Annotated in this window: 25 protein-coding genes; 21 read left to right on the top strand and 4 right to left on the bottom strand. The window is 50.7% G+C overall.

Going from position 1 to position 15,175, the window contains the following annotated elements:
- Positions 1-231 precede the first annotated feature (231 nt).
- The 4 genes from QZ305_RS08790 to QZ305_RS08775 form a co-directional block, all read right to left on the bottom strand.
- A complete protein-coding gene (locus QZ305_RS08790; RefSeq protein WP_289683827.1) occupies positions 232-1,251 on the bottom strand; it encodes a site-specific integrase in 1,020 nt (339 codons plus the stop codon).
- Positions 1,252-1,532: 281 nt separating this feature from the next.
- Entirely contained in the window at positions 1,533-2,522 is a 990-nt protein-coding gene (locus QZ305_RS08785) for an Ltp family lipoprotein (protein ID WP_289683825.1), read from the bottom strand.
- A gap of 16 nt (positions 2,523-2,538) precedes the next feature.
- Positions 2,539-2,835 (bottom strand): hypothetical protein, encoded by a 297-nt coding sequence (locus QZ305_RS08780; RefSeq protein ID WP_289685333.1) that lies wholly within the window; start codon positions 2,833-2,835, stop codon positions 2,539-2,541.
- A 12-nt stretch (positions 2,836-2,847) separates the two neighbouring features.
- A complete protein-coding gene (locus QZ305_RS08775; RefSeq protein ID WP_289683821.1) occupies positions 2,848-3,513 on the bottom strand; it encodes an XRE family transcriptional regulator in 666 nt (221 codons plus the stop codon).
- A gap of 137 nt (positions 3,514-3,650) precedes the next feature.
- Here QZ305_RS08775 and QZ305_RS08770 point away from each other — a divergent pair, with 137 nt between their 5' ends.
- From QZ305_RS08770 to QZ305_RS08670, 21 genes are all read left to right on the top strand, one after another.
- Positions 3,651-3,890 (top strand): helix-turn-helix transcriptional regulator, encoded by a 240-nt coding sequence (locus QZ305_RS08770; protein WP_289683819.1) that lies wholly within the window; start codon positions 3,651-3,653, stop codon positions 3,888-3,890.
- A gap of 13 nt (positions 3,891-3,903) precedes the next feature.
- Positions 3,904-4,113 carry a hypothetical protein gene (locus QZ305_RS08765; RefSeq protein WP_289685334.1) on the top strand — a complete coding sequence of 70 codons (210 nt, stop codon included), beginning with the start codon at positions 3,904-3,906 and terminating at the stop codon, positions 4,111-4,113.
- On the top strand, positions 4,110-4,313 hold the full coding sequence (locus QZ305_RS08760) for a hypothetical protein (protein WP_289683817.1): 204 nt from the start codon (positions 4,110-4,112) through the stop codon (positions 4,311-4,313). The genes QZ305_RS08765 and QZ305_RS08760 overlap by 4 nt, the downstream gene beginning before the upstream one ends.
- On the top strand, positions 4,310-4,525 hold the full coding sequence (locus QZ305_RS08755; protein ID WP_289683815.1) for a hypothetical protein: 216 nt from the start codon (positions 4,310-4,312) through the stop codon (positions 4,523-4,525). Before QZ305_RS08760 ends, QZ305_RS08755 begins: the two co-directional genes overlap by 4 nt.
- Before the next feature lie 27 nt (positions 4,526-4,552).
- The gene (locus tag QZ305_RS08750) at positions 4,553-4,756 is read left to right on the top strand and encodes a hypothetical protein (RefSeq protein ID WP_294731350.1); all 204 of its coding nucleotides are present in this window, start codon (positions 4,553-4,555) and stop codon (positions 4,754-4,756) included.
- Positions 4,753-5,010: a hypothetical protein gene (locus QZ305_RS08745; protein WP_289683812.1), complete on the top strand. Its 258-nt coding sequence runs from the start codon at positions 4,753-4,755 to the stop codon at positions 5,008-5,010. Before QZ305_RS08750 ends, QZ305_RS08745 begins: the two co-directional genes overlap by 4 nt.
- Entirely contained in the window at positions 5,003-5,230 is a 228-nt protein-coding gene (locus QZ305_RS08740; protein ID WP_289683810.1) for a hypothetical protein, read from the top strand. Before QZ305_RS08745 ends, QZ305_RS08740 begins: the two co-directional genes overlap by 8 nt.
- Complete coding sequence (locus QZ305_RS08735) at positions 5,227-5,415, top strand: hypothetical protein (protein WP_289683808.1); 189 nt, start codon at positions 5,227-5,229, stop codon at positions 5,413-5,415. The genes QZ305_RS08740 and QZ305_RS08735 overlap by 4 nt, the downstream gene beginning before the upstream one ends.
- Positions 5,412-5,885 (top strand): class I SAM-dependent methyltransferase, encoded by a 474-nt coding sequence (locus tag QZ305_RS08730; RefSeq protein WP_289683806.1) that lies wholly within the window; start codon positions 5,412-5,414, stop codon positions 5,883-5,885. Before QZ305_RS08735 ends, QZ305_RS08730 begins: the two co-directional genes overlap by 4 nt.
- A complete protein-coding gene (locus tag QZ305_RS08725) occupies positions 5,885-6,085 on the top strand; it encodes a hypothetical protein (RefSeq protein WP_289683804.1) in 201 nt (66 codons plus the stop codon). The genes QZ305_RS08730 and QZ305_RS08725 overlap by 1 nt, the downstream gene beginning before the upstream one ends.
- Before the next feature lie 347 nt (positions 6,086-6,432).
- Positions 6,433-6,693 carry a hypothetical protein gene (locus QZ305_RS08720; protein WP_289683802.1) on the top strand — a complete coding sequence of 87 codons (261 nt, stop codon included), beginning with the start codon at positions 6,433-6,435 and terminating at the stop codon, positions 6,691-6,693.
- Positions 6,690-6,983, top strand: coding sequence for a hypothetical protein (locus QZ305_RS08715; protein WP_289683801.1), 294 nt, complete (start codon positions 6,690-6,692; stop codon positions 6,981-6,983). Before QZ305_RS08720 ends, QZ305_RS08715 begins: the two co-directional genes overlap by 4 nt.
- Positions 6,984-7,399: 416 nt before the next feature.
- Positions 7,400-7,573 (top strand): hypothetical protein, encoded by a 174-nt coding sequence (locus QZ305_RS08710; RefSeq protein WP_289683795.1) that lies wholly within the window; start codon positions 7,400-7,402, stop codon positions 7,571-7,573.
- Positions 7,574-7,585: 12 nt separating this feature from the next.
- Complete coding sequence (locus QZ305_RS08705; protein ID WP_289683793.1) at positions 7,586-7,867, top strand: hypothetical protein; 282 nt, start codon at positions 7,586-7,588, stop codon at positions 7,865-7,867.
- Positions 7,864-8,505 (top strand): DUF3310 domain-containing protein, encoded by a 642-nt coding sequence (locus QZ305_RS08700; protein ID WP_289683792.1) that lies wholly within the window; start codon positions 7,864-7,866, stop codon positions 8,503-8,505. Before QZ305_RS08705 ends, QZ305_RS08700 begins: the two co-directional genes overlap by 4 nt.
- A gap of 116 nt (positions 8,506-8,621) precedes the next feature.
- Positions 8,622-9,287 carry a helix-turn-helix domain-containing protein gene (locus QZ305_RS08695; RefSeq protein ID WP_289683790.1) on the top strand — a complete coding sequence of 222 codons (666 nt, stop codon included), beginning with the start codon at positions 8,622-8,624 and terminating at the stop codon, positions 9,285-9,287.
- Complete coding sequence (locus tag QZ305_RS08690; protein ID WP_289683789.1) at positions 9,284-9,634, top strand: hypothetical protein; 351 nt, start codon at positions 9,284-9,286, stop codon at positions 9,632-9,634. Before QZ305_RS08695 ends, QZ305_RS08690 begins: the two co-directional genes overlap by 4 nt.
- Positions 9,631-10,713, top strand: a complete 1,083-nt coding sequence (locus QZ305_RS08685; RefSeq protein WP_289683788.1) for an ATP-binding protein — start codon at positions 9,631-9,633, stop codon at positions 10,711-10,713. Before QZ305_RS08690 ends, QZ305_RS08685 begins: the two co-directional genes overlap by 4 nt.
- 19 nt (positions 10,714-10,732) lie before the next feature.
- Positions 10,733-11,233 carry a DUF669 domain-containing protein gene (locus tag QZ305_RS08680; protein ID WP_294731342.1) on the top strand — a complete coding sequence of 167 codons (501 nt, stop codon included), beginning with the start codon at positions 10,733-10,735 and terminating at the stop codon, positions 11,231-11,233.
- Positions 11,234-11,235: 2 nt separating this feature from the next.
- Positions 11,236-12,720: a DEAD/DEAH box helicase gene (locus tag QZ305_RS08675; RefSeq protein ID WP_289683785.1), complete on the top strand. Its 1,485-nt coding sequence runs from the start codon at positions 11,236-11,238 to the stop codon at positions 12,718-12,720.
- A 2-nt stretch (positions 12,721-12,722) separates the two neighbouring features.
- Positions 12,723-15,038: an AAA family ATPase gene (locus QZ305_RS08670; RefSeq protein WP_289683783.1), complete on the top strand. Its 2,316-nt coding sequence runs from the start codon at positions 12,723-12,725 to the stop codon at positions 15,036-15,038.
- Positions 15,039-15,175: the final 137 nt, after the last annotated feature.

Genomic DNA, 15,175 nt, shown 5'->3' with positions numbered 1-15,175 from the left:
ACCTGTACTCATCCCGAACACAGAAGTCAAGCTCTCTCACGGTGACGATAGCCGAGAGGCAAAAATAACACATGGCCACTATGCAGATTATGCCGTAAATGTTGTCAAAAGATACATTTACGGCATTTTTCTTTGTTGCCAACGTCTATACAAATCTTGTGAAATCGCGTTAACAAATACATCACTAGTGACAAACTAGTGACAAACTAGTGACAAAAAGAAAAGGGATATTCAGGCCAGCAGCCTGTCCATCCCTTCGTGGCTGTTTGCAAATTTGGGAAACCAATATTCAAAAGCGTTGTTCACGATTTCCCTTTTCCGCTCCATTGACCAGTGCGTGTAGACATCAGTGGTCACGTCTCCTGTGTGACCTACAAGCGCTTTGATCATACGGGCATCTACTCCGGCCTCCGTGAGCAGGGTGATGTAGGTGTGCCGGCAGTCATGTCGCCGGTACCCACAATCTGCTGGCCAGAAATGAGCTTCAAAGTATTTTCTTCCTCTGCCAATTCCACCGGCTTCCTCGTATTCCTTGAGCCACGGAACAAGTCCATCAGGGATAGGCACGTGACGGATACCGGCTTTGGTTTTGGAATGTCTGACATCAATGTAAAGATCTTCCCAATTGATGCAGCCGGGTTCAAGGCTGGTCAGCTCTCCCATGCGCAGACCGGTGAATAGGAGGATGACCGGTCCGATCTGATGAGTCTCCAGTGCCTTGTGGATTTCATCATCTGTCAGGATGCGGGCACTGGTCTCAACTGGGCGCTCCGGCAGCCGGAGGTATTTCAGCAAATCCTTCCGGGAGGATGGGCAATAATCATGTGCCTGTCCCCAGTCCAATATGGCTGATAACGTTTTCTTGATATTGATTGCTCTGGCATAGGTGACCGGAGCCAGGTCACACATGGACTGCATCATGTCCAGCGCCAGCCTGTCCAGCGTGATGTGATGCCATGGCTTCATCCGCTTGTAGGCTGATGCGTAAGCAGCCAGAGTAGTGGAGCGTCCGGTATAGGACGCAGACCACTTCACCCATGCATCCTCCAGTGATATCCGCAGGACTGTATCAGGAGCTACAGAATAAGCAGCGAGGGCATTGATGCCTTCGGTCTTCGTTTTGTAGTAGCCGATGTATTTGTAAATAGGTTGTCCGGAGTCCTTCCAGCCAACAACCACTTTGGCGCACCATGGTTTGTGCCTTTTGCCGCTCAGCTTGAATACTGAACCGGTTCCGTTTGCTCGTCTCATAATAAAAACCATCCTTTCCTGTTTTGCCGGCGGATGGTATAATCGTTCTTGGATATTCGAACGGATTAACCATCCGCGCGGTCCCGGTCAGTGCCACCTGAACCGGGATTTTTTTTATTGTCTAAAGGGGTCAGATTCGACCCGGTTAAAAATAAAAGGTTCCACAGCTGTGGAACCTTAACTAAGTGCACTAGGGGGCAGCGCGTTTACAACGCGCTTAAGACATTACTTGCCTTACCTAGGTCTTATCCCGGTATCAAAAGATTACCACATGTCAGAAATTATTTATAGACTTTTGAAACTCCGTATTGAGCTTGCTCGGGAGTAAATCCTTCAAATTCCAATTGCTCGATTAAGCCATCATAAGAGAAAGACATAGTATCCAGATAATCCTGGGCTTTGTTCGCTGCTTGTTCGTTCCAATCGGGGCTTATTTTATCTACTGCATAAGTCGCATCTTCGTTAGAGAAACCTTCATATTCCAGTTGCTCAATCAGACCGAACCTGCTGAACGACATCAGGCTCAAATATGATCGAGCCTTGTTGACGGCATTTTTCTGTCCAGCCGTCTCTGTTGGAGCTGCGGCTTTCGGAGTTTCAGTTTTTGGAGTTTCTTTTGTGTTGGACGTTTCCTCTTTGGCTTTCTCTTTCGACCCCTCTGATTCTTCAATGGGTGTATCGACTTCTTTTTCAACTTCATCAAAAGTTGGAGTCAAAACAAATAGCCCAAGAATCGTATCCTCGCCGGGCAGGACCCCTACACTGAGTTTCAAATTATTATCAATTGCTTCTCCACTTCCATACCCGTATTTTTCAACCGCAGACTGACATTGTTCAGCGGCTTCACTCATTAAATCGTTGGAATAGCCTGAAAACATGTTTAAGGTTTGTGTGATTAACCAAAAATCAGTAGATAACGCTTCGTCATCATCCATGTTGTTAGTCACGAAAGAAAGCGTAGACAATCTATCGAAATCGCCGTCCATAGCTATTTCAACTGTCAATGTATCAGTCAAATCGACTCTGTCATAACCTGTATCTACTTGGTAATATTCCAAGTCTTTGCCTGCTATTCCTTCCAGCCTTTCTTTCAGATCGCTTTTGCTAATTAAAAAAGCTGAATGGTTCGCATTCATAGGAATTTGCGAGTCCAATTTTGTTTCTGCCTCTGCTGTTTTGTTTGCTGCAGTTTCGGTTTTGCTAGGCTGAATTGCGGTAGCGCATCCAGTCAGCATAAGAGACGTAAGGCCTATAGCCAGTAATTTCTTCATAATCAAATACCCTTCGCTATTCCATAGGTAGAAAAACCACAACAGCTTTTCCGTCTTTCTTCTGGATCTGCAGAATCTCGTTGTCTTCAAAATCATCCAAAGTGAATCCAGGGGCGGTTATCCAGCCAATAGTGTGGTCTTCATGAATGACTTTCCAATCGTTCTTTTTATCCTTTTCCAGTTCGATGTCATCACCGAGAATAGAGTCATCGTCACGGAATCCTCTGACAGGAAAGATATGAGCCTTCGGGTTATCCTGACCTGTCGTTCCGTTGTAGCCTTCTTTGAAGGCTTTCATTAATCCTTTGAACATAATTATCCTTTCTTAATCTTCTGTGATTCTGAGTTTGTATTTTCCAAGTACCCGGAAATCGTCTTCTGGGGTTACCAGTATTGGCTGGTAATTCGTATTTTCCGAGTACAGCCAGATTTGACCATTGGGGAATCGTTTCAGGCGTTTACAGTAATACTCTCCATTGAGGCTGAAACTCCCGATTGCTCCGCTCGGTATAGAAGGAGACTCTTCAAATACCACGTAATCCCCGGGATGAATCTTTGGCACCATGGAATCCCCGGCGGCTTTGTTTGCGAAATATTGGCAAGCCGGGCTGAGCATAGTTTCCGGTATCCCCACATAAGACTCTGGGCGTTCCCCGATCCATGAACCTGTTCCGCAGGAAATGGCGTCATAGACAGGTACCGGCTGCAAGTTGATTTGATTCAGATTCTCTTTGACCCCGGCCTTATAGCCGGCGTTATAAATGCCATCAAGATTCAGAACGTTTTTCACGTCTGTTCTTCCCAGCAAGTAATCGGTATCAACATTAAAATAATCAGTAATCAATTCTAGGGTTTCTTGACGGGGCTTTCTGATGCCGTTTTCGTAATTAGAAATAGCAGACCTTGTCAGACCCGTCTCCTTGGACATTTCGGCAAGAGATTTGTTTTTCTCTTTGCGCAGATTCCGCATCCTATCGCCTAAAACTGTCATATCACTTCCTCCGTTGACAAAATAATATCACGGAGTGTGAATTTGGAAAAGGCAGACAAGGAAAAATGTACACGAAAAGTGTTTACACGGAATGTGTACGGTGTTATGCTCGGTGTGCCGGAAGGGAGGTGACGGAAATGCCCAATATTGAAGATGTGGGAAAGCGAATCAAAAGGCTGAGAGAACGTCAAGGGCTAACGCAAGAGGAACTAGCCCGCAAGGCAGGTGTACGGCAATCGGCAGTAAACAACTATGAAGCGGGTATTCGTACGCCCAAAGACATCATCAAAATTCGCCTTGCAGATGCGCTGGGGGAAACGGTGGAGAATATTTTTTTTACCGAGAGTGTACACGAAAGGTGTAATCACACCACATAGAAAGGACATATACATGACAAAAGTGCTCGCCAGTTTTCAGCCCTACTACATGGACGGAGAAATCGCGCTGCTTAAAAGGCGGAATGGTTTCGCTATCGCATATGGCCATGATTCGGAAACGATGACCTGCAGAAAGATTTATCCCTGCAGCCTGATTAGGGCGATGGATGTTTACAGACAGTATCTGCGCCGGAATGGGTACAAAAAGGACATACACGAATGACAGAAGAAGTAATAAAAAAGCTCCAGTACATGAAGGAAAGGCTGCTCAAAGAACTCACTTGGGAAAAGGACTGTATTCACAGTTCGCCAGATGCAGAGCTCTGTGAGCCGGAATACCTGGATGGCCAGTATGCAGCTTATGAACAGGCTCTGTACATTGTCGGCCGAGAGTTTGAAAAAGAGATTGAGAGGATCAAATGACAAAGGAAAAAACAATCGCACCGAAGCCCGGGGATTTCCTCCCGCATCACCTTTGCAGGAGGTTGGTGAAAACCAAAGACGGCGTGAGCTTCGTTTTCAGCAAAAAGCCAACGGTAGAGCAGCTGGAGGAAATGCGCGGAGCCTTGAACCGCCTGATTGAAAATCCGGACTTGATCGAACACTTAAGTCGGATTCCTATGGGCCGCCGCTGAACGCAGAAAAGGTATCAAAAAATGAAAATGCGAGTCGAAGAGTGCGCCCAGCGGATGGGAATCAGCGGGCAGGCACTCAGAATTGGAATTCAGCGGGGAAGGTTCCCTTTCGGCAACTGCTGGAAGGGTTCCGGAACCAGGCTTTACTACTACATCAACCGAGCCGACTTTGAACGCTGGGAGCGTGGTGACTGGGGAGTTGGCAACGAAGAAAAGGAGATTGAAGAATGAAACACATTGAAGTGCGAACTCCCAAAGGAAACCTTCGGAGTCAGATGATCTATCGCAAGTCAGACGGTTTAGAACTTTCTGTGGCCCTGCTTATCGCAGAAGCAATCTGGAACGACAAGTCTCCCAGAGCTGAGCGGGTAGAAACTCCGGCAATGGTCGAGGACTACATGGAACGGATTACCGACACGGTCCTGGACTTGCTGGACGAAAAATGCGCCTGGAGAGACGCAAAGCTGGAGGAGTACGATGACTGACTCCAAAAAAGAAAAGATCATCCAGGCGGTCAAAGACATGCGCAGCCTGCTCACAGAAGCAAAGCGAGAGGCGAAAAACGCGGCCGACATAGCCGATGAAGCTGAGTCATGGGCATCTTCCGCCAGCTCGGCTGCATGTTCGGCGGAAGAACAAGTCAAAGACGCAGAAAAGAAGCTCCAGCAGCTGATGGACCTGCTTGATGAGGAGGTAAGACCGTGATTCCAGAATTTTACAGCGAATGGCGACAGGAAACTGACCGTCAGGAGATTCTTGCTCGGCAGGAAGCTGAGCGGCAGCAGAGACGTGAGCTGGTGGACGACATCCTGATGTGGGTCGGGATACCGCTGCTGGTGGCTGCGGTACTGGCAGCGCCCACGGTATTCCGGGCGGTGTTTGGAGGATGACTACCGCAAAGGTTTTAGATGCCTGCTGTGGTTCAAAGATGTTCTGGTTTAACAAACATCATCCGGATGCCATTTATCTGGACTGCAGAAAAGAAACTATTGAGTTTCAAGGATTCCATTCAGAAGTAGATCCGGACGTTCTTGCAGACTTCACGAATCTTCCGTTTCCGAACAACACATTCAATCTGGTGGTTTTTGACCCGCCACACCTTACCTGGGCCGGTCCTAAATCTTGGCTGCGCGCCAAGTACGGAGTTCTGGAAGACAACTGGCCAGACATGATTCGAGACGGATTCAAAGAGTGTTTCAGGGTTCTGAAGCCTGGTGGGGCCCTCATCTTCAAATGGTCCGAAGTTCAGATTCCGCTGAAGAAAGTGCTGGCTTGTACAGATCACAAGCCACTGTTTGGAAACCACAAACCACAGCAGTCAAAGACACACTGGATCTGCTTCATGAAGGAGGAAGACTAATGGAATACGGAAAGAACCTGGACAAAGTCTACGGCGCTCTGGACACAGCAGCTGGGTTCCTTGCCAAGGATATCGGCGGGGAGCTGATGGAAAGAGGGACAGATGCAGAATACGCGCAGGGGTTAGTCATCCTTGCCGGAGAGCTGATGGAAGCCATCCAGCATCTGAGTACGGACATTGAAGATTTTTACAGAAACTAAAAAAGCCGCCACATAGGGCGACACACACAACGGAATTATAGCACAACGGTGCCGGGCTGGTAAGGCCGGGATAAGTGCAGGTGGTGTAGAAGCGTGCCATGTTTACATACGCTGCCATGGACATTCCTAAAATTCACTTCCTACTTATTGTATCCACCTTGTATCCACCGCCCGCTGGCACCACTTGCCCGGCGTTACAAGCCTGGCACCGGAGACTTATATGACAGAAAAGAAATGTACAAACTGCTGCGGGAACTGCCCGCACGCCATAACGGAATACATCATTTATGACAAGCACGACCCGGACGGTTTCGAGATCGTCCAGACATGCGGAAAGGACAAAGAGAATGCTGATTATCAAAACAGTGACCGGGCAGATGGTCAACGCTGACAGTATCCAGCTGTTCGCGGTTGAGCATCCGAATGACAAAGATCATTACATCGTACGGGCCAAAACAGAAAACTGTCAGACCCGGATTGACCTGGGCTACTACTGGAGCCCGGAGACAGCTGTGGAAGAGCTGAACAAACTCAGTGACTTCCTGAGCAAGAGGAACAACGGAATTTACACAATGGCGGATATCACGCAGAAAGGAGAAGGGAAATGACACCAGGAGAAAAAGCAAAAGCTGACATTAACGCTCTCTGGGACTTCATCGCCGGGTACGGTATCGCAGCCGGGGCACCGCGCAATTTTATAGATGGCGTTGACACACGGATCATCGACATTCTGGGGCTTATCGAACCGCTGGAAAAGATGCCTTCCCACGAGGACATCCCGAAAGAGTCTTATCTGGACAGCGTGAGTCCCTGGGTAAATCTGCACGACATCGGTATCACAGACGAAGAAGTTCGGGAGTTTGTCAAAAGGATAGAAGCAGATGCCAAAAATGACTGATGGGCTGCTGCCGCTGGACGATGGTTTCACAGTCCACCGGCTGGAATGGCAAAAATCACCACTTTATAGATTAGTCAAGGACGGGACACATGTCGCCTGGTTTGACTGTCTGCAGGCAGCTTTGGCCGCTTACCGGGCAATCCGCAGGATGAGTGTCCAGCCCACGAAGTCGCAGCTGGAGACCATCAGACGCATTGAATCATACGTGAAAGAATGGGAATAGAAATGACGGAATACCAAATTATCAAAGAGAAAGGCGGCTACCGCGTCTGGGAACACACACGCGTTGAAAACCGCTGCCTTGGGACAGACATACACACGCCGCTTGAACCTCTCTACGAAGAATACTACCAGGCGGCACTTGCCCGTGTAGATCTGTACCGTAAGCTGCCGGCTGCGGAGCTGTGGAGGGAAGAATGAACGAAATTGAAATCAGTAAGCAGCGGGCAGTGATTGCCCAGCGGCACCATGACCTGTACCAGGCAAAAATCCACGGTGCGGGTTTCGCCAAAATTGAAAAGCTCCGGAAGCAGCTGCTGGCGGAGGAAAAGAAACTGAACCGGATGCTCTTTGTGGAAGCCAACCGATGAGAGGAAAAGGAAATGATTGAAATTACAAACGACTATTGGCTGGATGCCGATAAATACGAATGGCGCATACTCCGGTATCGCGGAACATTCGTTGATTCTCGGGATGGGCAGGAAAAGCCCAGGTACGAGACGCTGGGACATTACGCAAAAATCTCCCAGGCTATGACTTCATGCCTGGACATCATGCTCAAAGAGAACGTTGAGAACGAAACAGTCACCGACCTGGCAACACTGGCGGCTGCAGCAGCTTCTTTCAAGGACACGATCAAAGAGAAGCTGGAGGCAATGGAATGACTGAAAGATGGAAGCCGGAATTCGATGAGATGTACTGGAGTATTCCAGCAGATGGCGAAGTAATTCCCTTCTGTTGGCGTGACGATGAAGTTGACAGGATGTGTTTCAATTTTGGCAACTGCTTCCGCACCGAAGAAGAAGCCGAAGCGGCAGCAGAAAAGGTGAAAGCCCTGCTGCTGAACCTTCACGAAAGTCCGGAAGAACCTTCGCAGGGATTGGGAACACCTCAAGAAATGCCTCTGTTTCCTGGACAAATTTGGCGGTTGAAGGGACATCCCGACAGAACTGTTTATATTGGACGAATAATGAATTGGTTTAGTCCAGAGCCGTATGTAGACCTCATTTATGACGATGGGGCATACTTCGTGGATGGTCGCGAATTTCTTAAAAATTACGAGCCGCTGGAAGACGACAGCGTGACTCCGGCGCCCCCCAAAAAGAACTCTCACGAAACCCCGGACCATTACAAACTGGACCCGGAACCAATCGCAGTCATCAAAGCCTGGGGGCTGGATTTCTGTCTGGGGAACGTCTTGAAGTACGTCGCCAGAGCTGGCCGGAAGGCTGGAGAGAGTCGGGATTCTGACCTGCACAAAGCCATGAACTACCTGCGGCTGGCGCTGGAGGACGAAAAATGAGCTTCCCGGGCAGACCTGTCCGGTGTGTGGAAACAGGCGAAGTCTTCGGCAGTATGGCAGAGGCCTGTGCCGCCTTTGGGAAAGACAGCAGATGGGCAACGTATCTCAAAAGGGCCATGGAGTTTGGAAACGCAGCCTTTGATCTCCACTGGGAGGACGTTGAAGAAACAAACAAACCCGCAGGGGATGACACACCTGGCGGACGGCTGAGACACAAACGTCTGGAGCTGGGGATAACCCGGAAGGAACTGGCTGGAATTTTCGGCCACTCCTACGGCTGGGTAGAGCGCATCGAAAATGGGCGCGTCGATGCACCTCCCGAGGTACTGGCATGGATGGAAGACCCGACTATGCCGGACCCGATGCTGAAATCTCTGGGACTTTCTCAGGGGCAGGAAGCTCTGGCAATAGGTCACAGTCTTAGCAAAAAGATGGTGAGACCTGTACCGGTTACCATCCTGAAATCTGTTGACGGGATCCACTGCATCAAGGCAATAGACCCAAACGGTGTCCTGTACTATCTGGCACCCGAAGAAGTGGCAAAACCGGATTTGATGAACTTTTCCCTGAATCCGCTGCCACAGGTGGAAATCGCTTCGGGCAGAAATAATCAAAGATCAGTGCGCTGTGTGGAGACCGGCGAAGTCTGGCCCAGCACAGCCGCGGCAGCCCGTGATTTGGGCGTCACGCATTACTGCGTGACGGACACAATCGAAAGCGGCAGAGCCAAAAACGGCCTGCACTACGAATGGGCAGGACAGGAAGAAAGGAGCGACACATGAACGGAGTGACCGACTACGAAGTCATGGATCTGGCTGGTAAAGAGGCAGACCTGGACAGGCTCTGTGACCTGACAGCCCGCATCAACAGCTACAAGAAGGAAATCAAACGGCTGGAGAAGCTGAAAGAACCGATTGAAAAGTCCATCAAGGAGCTGCTGGAAAACTCTGACATCGGCATCACTGTTGGTTACCAGGTGGACTACAAGCGGGGGACCACACACAGATTCAACAGCGAAAAGTTGAAAGAGGAAAAACCGGATATTTTTGAAAGATACTACGAAGAACGGCCGCTGCGGCGCTTTTCCATCAAGCGCATCGAGACAGCGGGGGAGGAATTTGACTTTTGAAGTTTGAAATCACAAGTGGAAAAGACACCACAAAGGGCATCAAGACTCTGATTTATGGAACAGAAGGCATCGGCAAGACAACGCTGGCCAGCCAGTTTCCGGACCCGGTGTTTATCGACACTGAGGGCAGCACAACGCACTTTGACAACGTCAAGCGGCTGCCTAAGCCCAAAGACTGGAAAGAGCTGAAAGACATGATCTCATGGGTCAGCCAGGAAAAGCCCTGCAAGACGCTGGTTATTGACACCTTTGACTGGGCGGAAATGGCGGAGGTTGACGCACTGTGCAAAGAAAACGGATGGCGGTCCATCGAGTCCCCGGGATACGGAAAAGGCTTTACGGAATCTGCCGAGCGCATCGGCTCATTCCTGCGGGAGCTGGAAACAAAACTTGTGGATGAAGGTATCCACGTGGTCCTGAACTGTCATGCTCAGACCGAGAAAATCGAGCTGCCGGAAGAGCAGAGCGCCTATGACAAATACGGTTTGAAGCTCGGAGCAAAGACCAAATCCCGGACTTCTGCCCTGGTCAAGGAATGGGCTGACATGGTCCTGTTCTGCAACTACAAGACATATGTGGAGAGCGTCACCAGTGGTATGACGAAAAAAGGCAAGGCCACAGGAGGCAAGGAGCGTGTCATGTACGCGGAACACTCCGCTGTCTGGGACGCTAAAAACCGCTTTGGACTGCCGGCAGAAATGCCCATGGAGTACAAGCAGCTGGCAAAAATCTTTGACCGGAAGCCGAATGCAAGGCAGGTGAAGGCAGCTCCGAAAAAGGAAGAGACGAAACCGGAACCGGCAAAAGAGGAACCGGCAAAGGCCGAAGAGTTTGACACTGACAGCCTGGCTATTAAGTGGCCTGATAAAGTCCCGAAGGCAGTCAAGGATCTCTGTGCAAAAGAGGTTTTCCATCCGGATGACATCCAGAGGCTTCTGTATAACGAAAACATCGTGAAGACTCCAAATTTTGACCTGAGCAAAGTGCCGCAGAAATTCTGGACCAGTTTTGTAAACGAATTCGCGACACGCTGGGGACCGAAACTTGATATCGCACGTCAGGACAATCTGCCGTTTTAGAAAAGAGAGGTAAATGATTATGGATTCCGAATTTTTCAACTGGGGTGATACTGTCACCGCTGACCCGAAAGAGTACATCACGCTGATGCCGGGGAAGTATACCGGCAAGGTCACGAAAATCGAAAAGCAGCGCTGCGAAAGCAACGGGAAGATGAACGGCTGCCCGCTGGCCAAAATCACACTGGAAGTGGAACACGAGGGCAGCAAAGCCTATGTATCTGACAACCTGTTTCTGGTCAGAAGCAGAGAGTGGCGCATCGCTCAGTTCCTGCATGCCTTTGGGCTTAAGGAAAAAGGCGAACCCGTCAAGGTTGAGAAAATCCTTGATTCCATGGGGCGGTTCTGCACCATCACTGTCTTCTGCCAGTCAGGCAAGGATGAAAATTATCGCACATACACGCCGGAGGAAGCCGAGTACAACGTGGAACACGGGATTGATGTCTATAACAAGATTAAATCCTTCGAGCCGCTTTCTGAGACGGTATCGGAAACTTCGGACGATTCAGAGTTTGGCTTCTAAAAATGCAGTACAAACTCAGACCATACCAGTCTGAGGCCTGCCGTTCCATCATGGCAGAATTTGAGCAGGGAACGAAAAGGGCCCTGCTCATTTTGCCAACTGGGGGAGGAAAAACCATCGTTCTGTCTGGCATAGCTTATAAATTTGCATACGACAGAAACCGGAACCCCACAGGCGGCAAGGTCCTGATACTGGCTCACCAGAACATCTTGATTGACCAGGCAGCAGATAAATTTCAGACGGTCATGGAGCTGCCAGTCTTCCGGGAACAGGGCCGACAGACTGGGTGTATGCACCCGGTCACAGTCTCCAGTATGCAGACCATGCAGCGGCGTCTTGACAGATTCCCGCCGGACTTTTTCCAGCTCATCATCATTGATGAAGCGCACCACGCCATGAGCGCCGGCTATCAAAAGATACTGAAGCACTTTACCAGCGCCCGGGTGCTGGGGGTTACCGCAACGCCCGACAGAGCGGACAAAAAGAAACTGTCCTGCTTTGACTCCATTGCCTTTGAGTACACCATTGGCGAGGCAATCCGGGATGGATACCTGGTACCGCTGACAGTCAAAAAGACACCGCTGACCATCAACCTGTCAAAGGTCAGGAAGCGAAACGGCGACATGGACGCGTCAGATCTGGGAAGTGTCATAGAGCCTTACCTGCATCAAATCGCTGAAATCGTCCGGAGCATGGGCAAGGGGAGGCGCATCGTCTGCTTTGTCCCGCTCATCCGGACAGCGAAGAAAGCAGCGGAGGTGTTCAGTCATTACGGTTTTAGATCTCAATGGACGGCTGGTGAGGATGACGACAAGACAGAGAAACTGGCGGCGTTTGCTGCCGGTGAGTATGACATCATTTTTAACTCCATGCTGCTGACAGAGGGCTGGGACTGCCCGGAGACAGATTGTGTGATAGTACTGCGGCCAACGATGAGCCGGGCGCTGTATGTGCAAATGGTAGGCCGGGGGCTGCGTCTGGCACCGGGGAAAAAGGATTGTCTGCTCATTGACTTCCTTTTCCAGAACGACAATTTCCAGCTGGCCAGCCCAAAGGATGTACTGGGCGAGAATCGGAAACATTCAGGCGGTGGTGGCATGGCTCCATGGATGACGGGAGGACAGGCCACAGACGCAGAGGAGCGGCTGGCAAAGGCTTTGGACAAGGCGGCAAAGAAATATCAGGATCCCAGGGACAGCGACAAATGGCGCTCAGTGCTGGATGGTTACCACTCCGGAGAGCTGTTTGACCCTTCCTGTTCAGATACTCAGAAGCGGAAACTGAAAGCCATGAAGCTTGATAGTACTGGCCTGACCTACGGGCAGGCAGATGCCATTCTCAAGGCCGCAGAGGCCGAGAAAATGCCTTCAAACGCCATGCGCTGGCGGTTAAGCCAGCTGGGCTATTCGGATGAAGAAATAGCCGGGATGAATTTTCCGGCAGCAAGAAAAGCCCTGGCGAAATGTAAGGCCATGGGTAGGTGGTAGCTATGGAATTTGATTATCAGAAAATACTGGACTGCATCCCGCCGTCTGTCACCGACAGAAATCGGTGGGTGCAGGTCGGGATGGCGCTCAAGGAAGAAGGGCAGCCTTTTGAGATGTTCGACAGCTGGAGCGCTGGAGACTCAAGGCCCGGGCAGTACCGTGGCAGCGAAGTCACTCGTAAGGTTTGGGACAGCTTCAAGGGCGGCGGCTCCGGAACTGTCACCGGGGCGACTCTGACACAGATGGCCCGGGACCTGGGCGTTGACCCTTTCCCGGCTTCTGACGGCTTCATGGACTGGGGCGACGAAATCACCAGTGATGGTGTGGAGCCTGTCCAGAAGACCATCAGACCTCCAAGACCAGACAAAAGCCGGAAAGATGTGTTCCAGATCATCGACTATCTGGAAGCCGTATTTCAGCCAGATGATCATATCAATGTCATCACCAGCAGCTTTGTGGATGAAGAAGGTAAGCGGAAACCTATCGGCACAGGCCTGATGACCATCACAGTGGAAGAGTACTGTGACAGTCTCAGAAAGGGCGCAGACAGCCCGGATTACTTTGAAGATACCTTTGGTGCCTACAACCACGAAGCTGGCGTGTGGGTCAGGATAAACCCCATCAGCGGCCGGCTGGAAGAAGGGCAGAAAGGTGTCTCAGACCGCAACATTACGAGGTACGAAAACGCATTGATCGAGTGCGACCAATACACGCCGGACGAGCAGATACGGCTCATCAAGGAGCTGGGGCTGCCCTACAGGGCACTGGTTTACTCGGGCGGCAAGAGTGTGCACGCCATCGTCAAAGTGGACGGGCAGAGCCTGGCTGACTATCAGGAAAAAGTCTCGTGGCTATTTGCCTACTGCACGGCCAACGGGCTGCCTGTGGATACGCAGAACAAAAACCCGTCAAGGATGAGCCGGCTTCCCGGTGTAGACCGGGGGACGCAGAAGCAGACGCTGCTGGAGACGGCAAAGCCGGTGAAGTTTGACGACTTCCGGAAACTGGCACAGGCGAAGGAAGACGCCAAGGATCTGGTTATTGAAAGTTTTGCTGACGTAGCTGACCATCTGCCGGAGCTGGCGCCTGAGCTCATCCACGGAGTGCTCAGAAAAGGGCACAAAATGCTCATTTCTGGCCCGTCCAAGGCTGGCAAGAGCTTTGCCCTGATAGGACTTGCTGCTGCCATGGCAGAGGGCAAGGAATGGCTGGGCTACAAGGTGGAGCAGGGAAAGGTCCTGTACATCAATCTGGAAATCGACAGTCGCAGCTTCAAGCACCGCATCAAAGACGTATACGACGCCCACGGCTGGGCAGTGGAGCATCCGGACAACTTCCGCATCCTGAACCTGCGGGGCAAGGCGGAGAGCCTGGACAGCTTCGCTCCCAAGCTGGAGGCACGCATCCGCAACCGGGGATACAGTTTAGTTATTGTTGACCCGATTTATAAAGTGATAACAGGAGACGAAAACAACGCTTCGGATATGGGGAAATTCTGCAACCTTTTCGACAGGATTTCTCTTTCCGGAGAGTGCGCTGTGGCCTATTGTCACCACCACAGCAAAGGCTCACAGGCCAATAAATCGGCCATAGACAGAGCCAGCGGCTCCGGCGTTTTTGCCAGAGATCCGGACGCCATCGTTGACATGACAGCGCTGGATGTGGGGGACGCAGACCGGGAGGAAATCAAGGCCAGACTGCTGGAAAGCATTTATGACGAAAAGCTGAAAGAGACCGGACAGTGGCAGAACCTGCAGAAGGTACACCCGGATGACTTGAAGGACCGCATGGCAAAGCAGGAGCTTGTGAGACAGCATTTTGAGCTGTTTCCAGTCCACAGGCAGGAGTTTGAAGAAAAGGCTGCAGCGGCTCAGAAACTGGGAGACTGCCCGGCGTTCCGCATCAGCATGACGCTGCGGGAGTTCGCCAGCCCTGAGGACACCGATGTATTCTTCCAGTTTCCGAAGCATGTCGCAGACCCTACGGGTGTGCTGGCAAATACTTTTCTGGAAGGAGATAACGACATCGCAGCTATGAACAAGAAGAAAGCGGAGAAGACCCAAAAGAGGGCCGATATGAAACTCGAATGGTATGACAAGCAAAGAGAACAGGGGCATCAGGTGACCATTCAGGATCTGGTTGACCACTTCTCTTCCATACCAAAAGCCAAGTGTAAATCAAAAAACACGGCAAGGGCATGGGTGGATAATCATCCAGAGTTAGTGAGGATAAACGGCCTGATTTTATATGCCGATGAAGCCCCGGAAGAGACCGGGGTCAAAAGGGTCAAAAACGAAATTGACCCCTCTGACTCCTAAGGGGTCAAAAAGGGGTCAAAAGGGTCAATTTGCGGCACTTTGACCCCAAAATTGACCGGTCAATTTCCGGAGCAAAGAAAAATTGACCCCTGGCAGGGGTCAAAAGGGTCAATTTGCGGGAAAATGACCCCTCTCTA

The organism is uncultured Faecalibaculum sp., from assembly GCF_910588395.1.
GTDB lineage: Bacteria > Bacillota_I > Bacilli_A > Erysipelotrichales > Erysipelotrichaceae > Faecalibaculum.
The sequence above is the reverse complement of the archived record's forward strand: the minus strand, read 5'-3'. Positions and strand labels throughout refer to the sequence as shown.

Coding starts and splice junctions, on each gene's coding strand:
- QZ305_RS08790 (WP_289683827.1), bottom strand. CDS start 1,251: ATGAGACGAGCAAACGGAACCGGTTCAGTATTCAAGCTGAGCGGCAAA.
- QZ305_RS08785 (WP_289683825.1), bottom strand. CDS start 2,522: ATGAAGAAATTACTGGCTATAGGCCTTACGTCTCTTATGCTGACTGGA.
- QZ305_RS08780 (WP_289685333.1), bottom strand. CDS start 2,835: ATGTTCAAAGGATTAATGAAAGCCTTCAAAGAAGGCTACAACGGAACG.
- QZ305_RS08775 (WP_289683821.1), bottom strand. CDS start 3,513: ATGACAGTTTTAGGCGATAGGATGCGGAATCTGCGCAAAGAGAAAAAC.
- QZ305_RS08770 (WP_289683819.1), top strand. CDS start 3,651: ATGCCCAATATTGAAGATGTGGGAAAGCGAATCAAAAGGCTGAGAGAA.
- QZ305_RS08765 (WP_289685334.1), top strand. CDS start 3,904: ATGACAAAAGTGCTCGCCAGTTTTCAGCCCTACTACATGGACGGAGAA.
- QZ305_RS08760 (WP_289683817.1), top strand. CDS start 4,110: ATGACAGAAGAAGTAATAAAAAAGCTCCAGTACATGAAGGAAAGGCTG.
- QZ305_RS08755 (WP_289683815.1), top strand. CDS start 4,310: ATGACAAAGGAAAAAACAATCGCACCGAAGCCCGGGGATTTCCTCCCG.
- QZ305_RS08750 (WP_294731350.1), top strand. CDS start 4,553: ATGCGAGTCGAAGAGTGCGCCCAGCGGATGGGAATCAGCGGGCAGGCA.
- QZ305_RS08745 (WP_289683812.1), top strand. CDS start 4,753: ATGAAACACATTGAAGTGCGAACTCCCAAAGGAAACCTTCGGAGTCAG.
- QZ305_RS08740 (WP_289683810.1), top strand. CDS start 5,003: ATGACTGACTCCAAAAAAGAAAAGATCATCCAGGCGGTCAAAGACATG.
- QZ305_RS08730 (WP_289683806.1), top strand. CDS start 5,412: ATGACTACCGCAAAGGTTTTAGATGCCTGCTGTGGTTCAAAGATGTTC.
- QZ305_RS08725 (WP_289683804.1), top strand. CDS start 5,885: ATGGAATACGGAAAGAACCTGGACAAAGTCTACGGCGCTCTGGACACA.
- QZ305_RS08720 (WP_289683802.1), top strand. CDS start 6,433: ATGCTGATTATCAAAACAGTGACCGGGCAGATGGTCAACGCTGACAGT.
- QZ305_RS08715 (WP_289683801.1), top strand. CDS start 6,690: ATGACACCAGGAGAAAAAGCAAAAGCTGACATTAACGCTCTCTGGGAC.
- QZ305_RS08710 (WP_289683795.1), top strand. CDS start 7,400: ATGAACGAAATTGAAATCAGTAAGCAGCGGGCAGTGATTGCCCAGCGG.
- QZ305_RS08705 (WP_289683793.1), top strand. CDS start 7,586: ATGATTGAAATTACAAACGACTATTGGCTGGATGCCGATAAATACGAA.
- QZ305_RS08700 (WP_289683792.1), top strand. CDS start 7,864: ATGACTGAAAGATGGAAGCCGGAATTCGATGAGATGTACTGGAGTATT.
- QZ305_RS08695 (WP_289683790.1), top strand. CDS start 8,622: ATGGAGTTTGGAAACGCAGCCTTTGATCTCCACTGGGAGGACGTTGAA.
- QZ305_RS08690 (WP_289683789.1), top strand. CDS start 9,284: ATGAACGGAGTGACCGACTACGAAGTCATGGATCTGGCTGGTAAAGAG.
- QZ305_RS08680 (WP_294731342.1), top strand. CDS start 10,733: ATGGATTCCGAATTTTTCAACTGGGGTGATACTGTCACCGCTGACCCG.
- QZ305_RS08675 (WP_289683785.1), top strand. CDS start 11,236: ATGCAGTACAAACTCAGACCATACCAGTCTGAGGCCTGCCGTTCCATC.
- QZ305_RS08670 (WP_289683783.1), top strand. CDS start 12,723: ATGGAATTTGATTATCAGAAAATACTGGACTGCATCCCGCCGTCTGTC.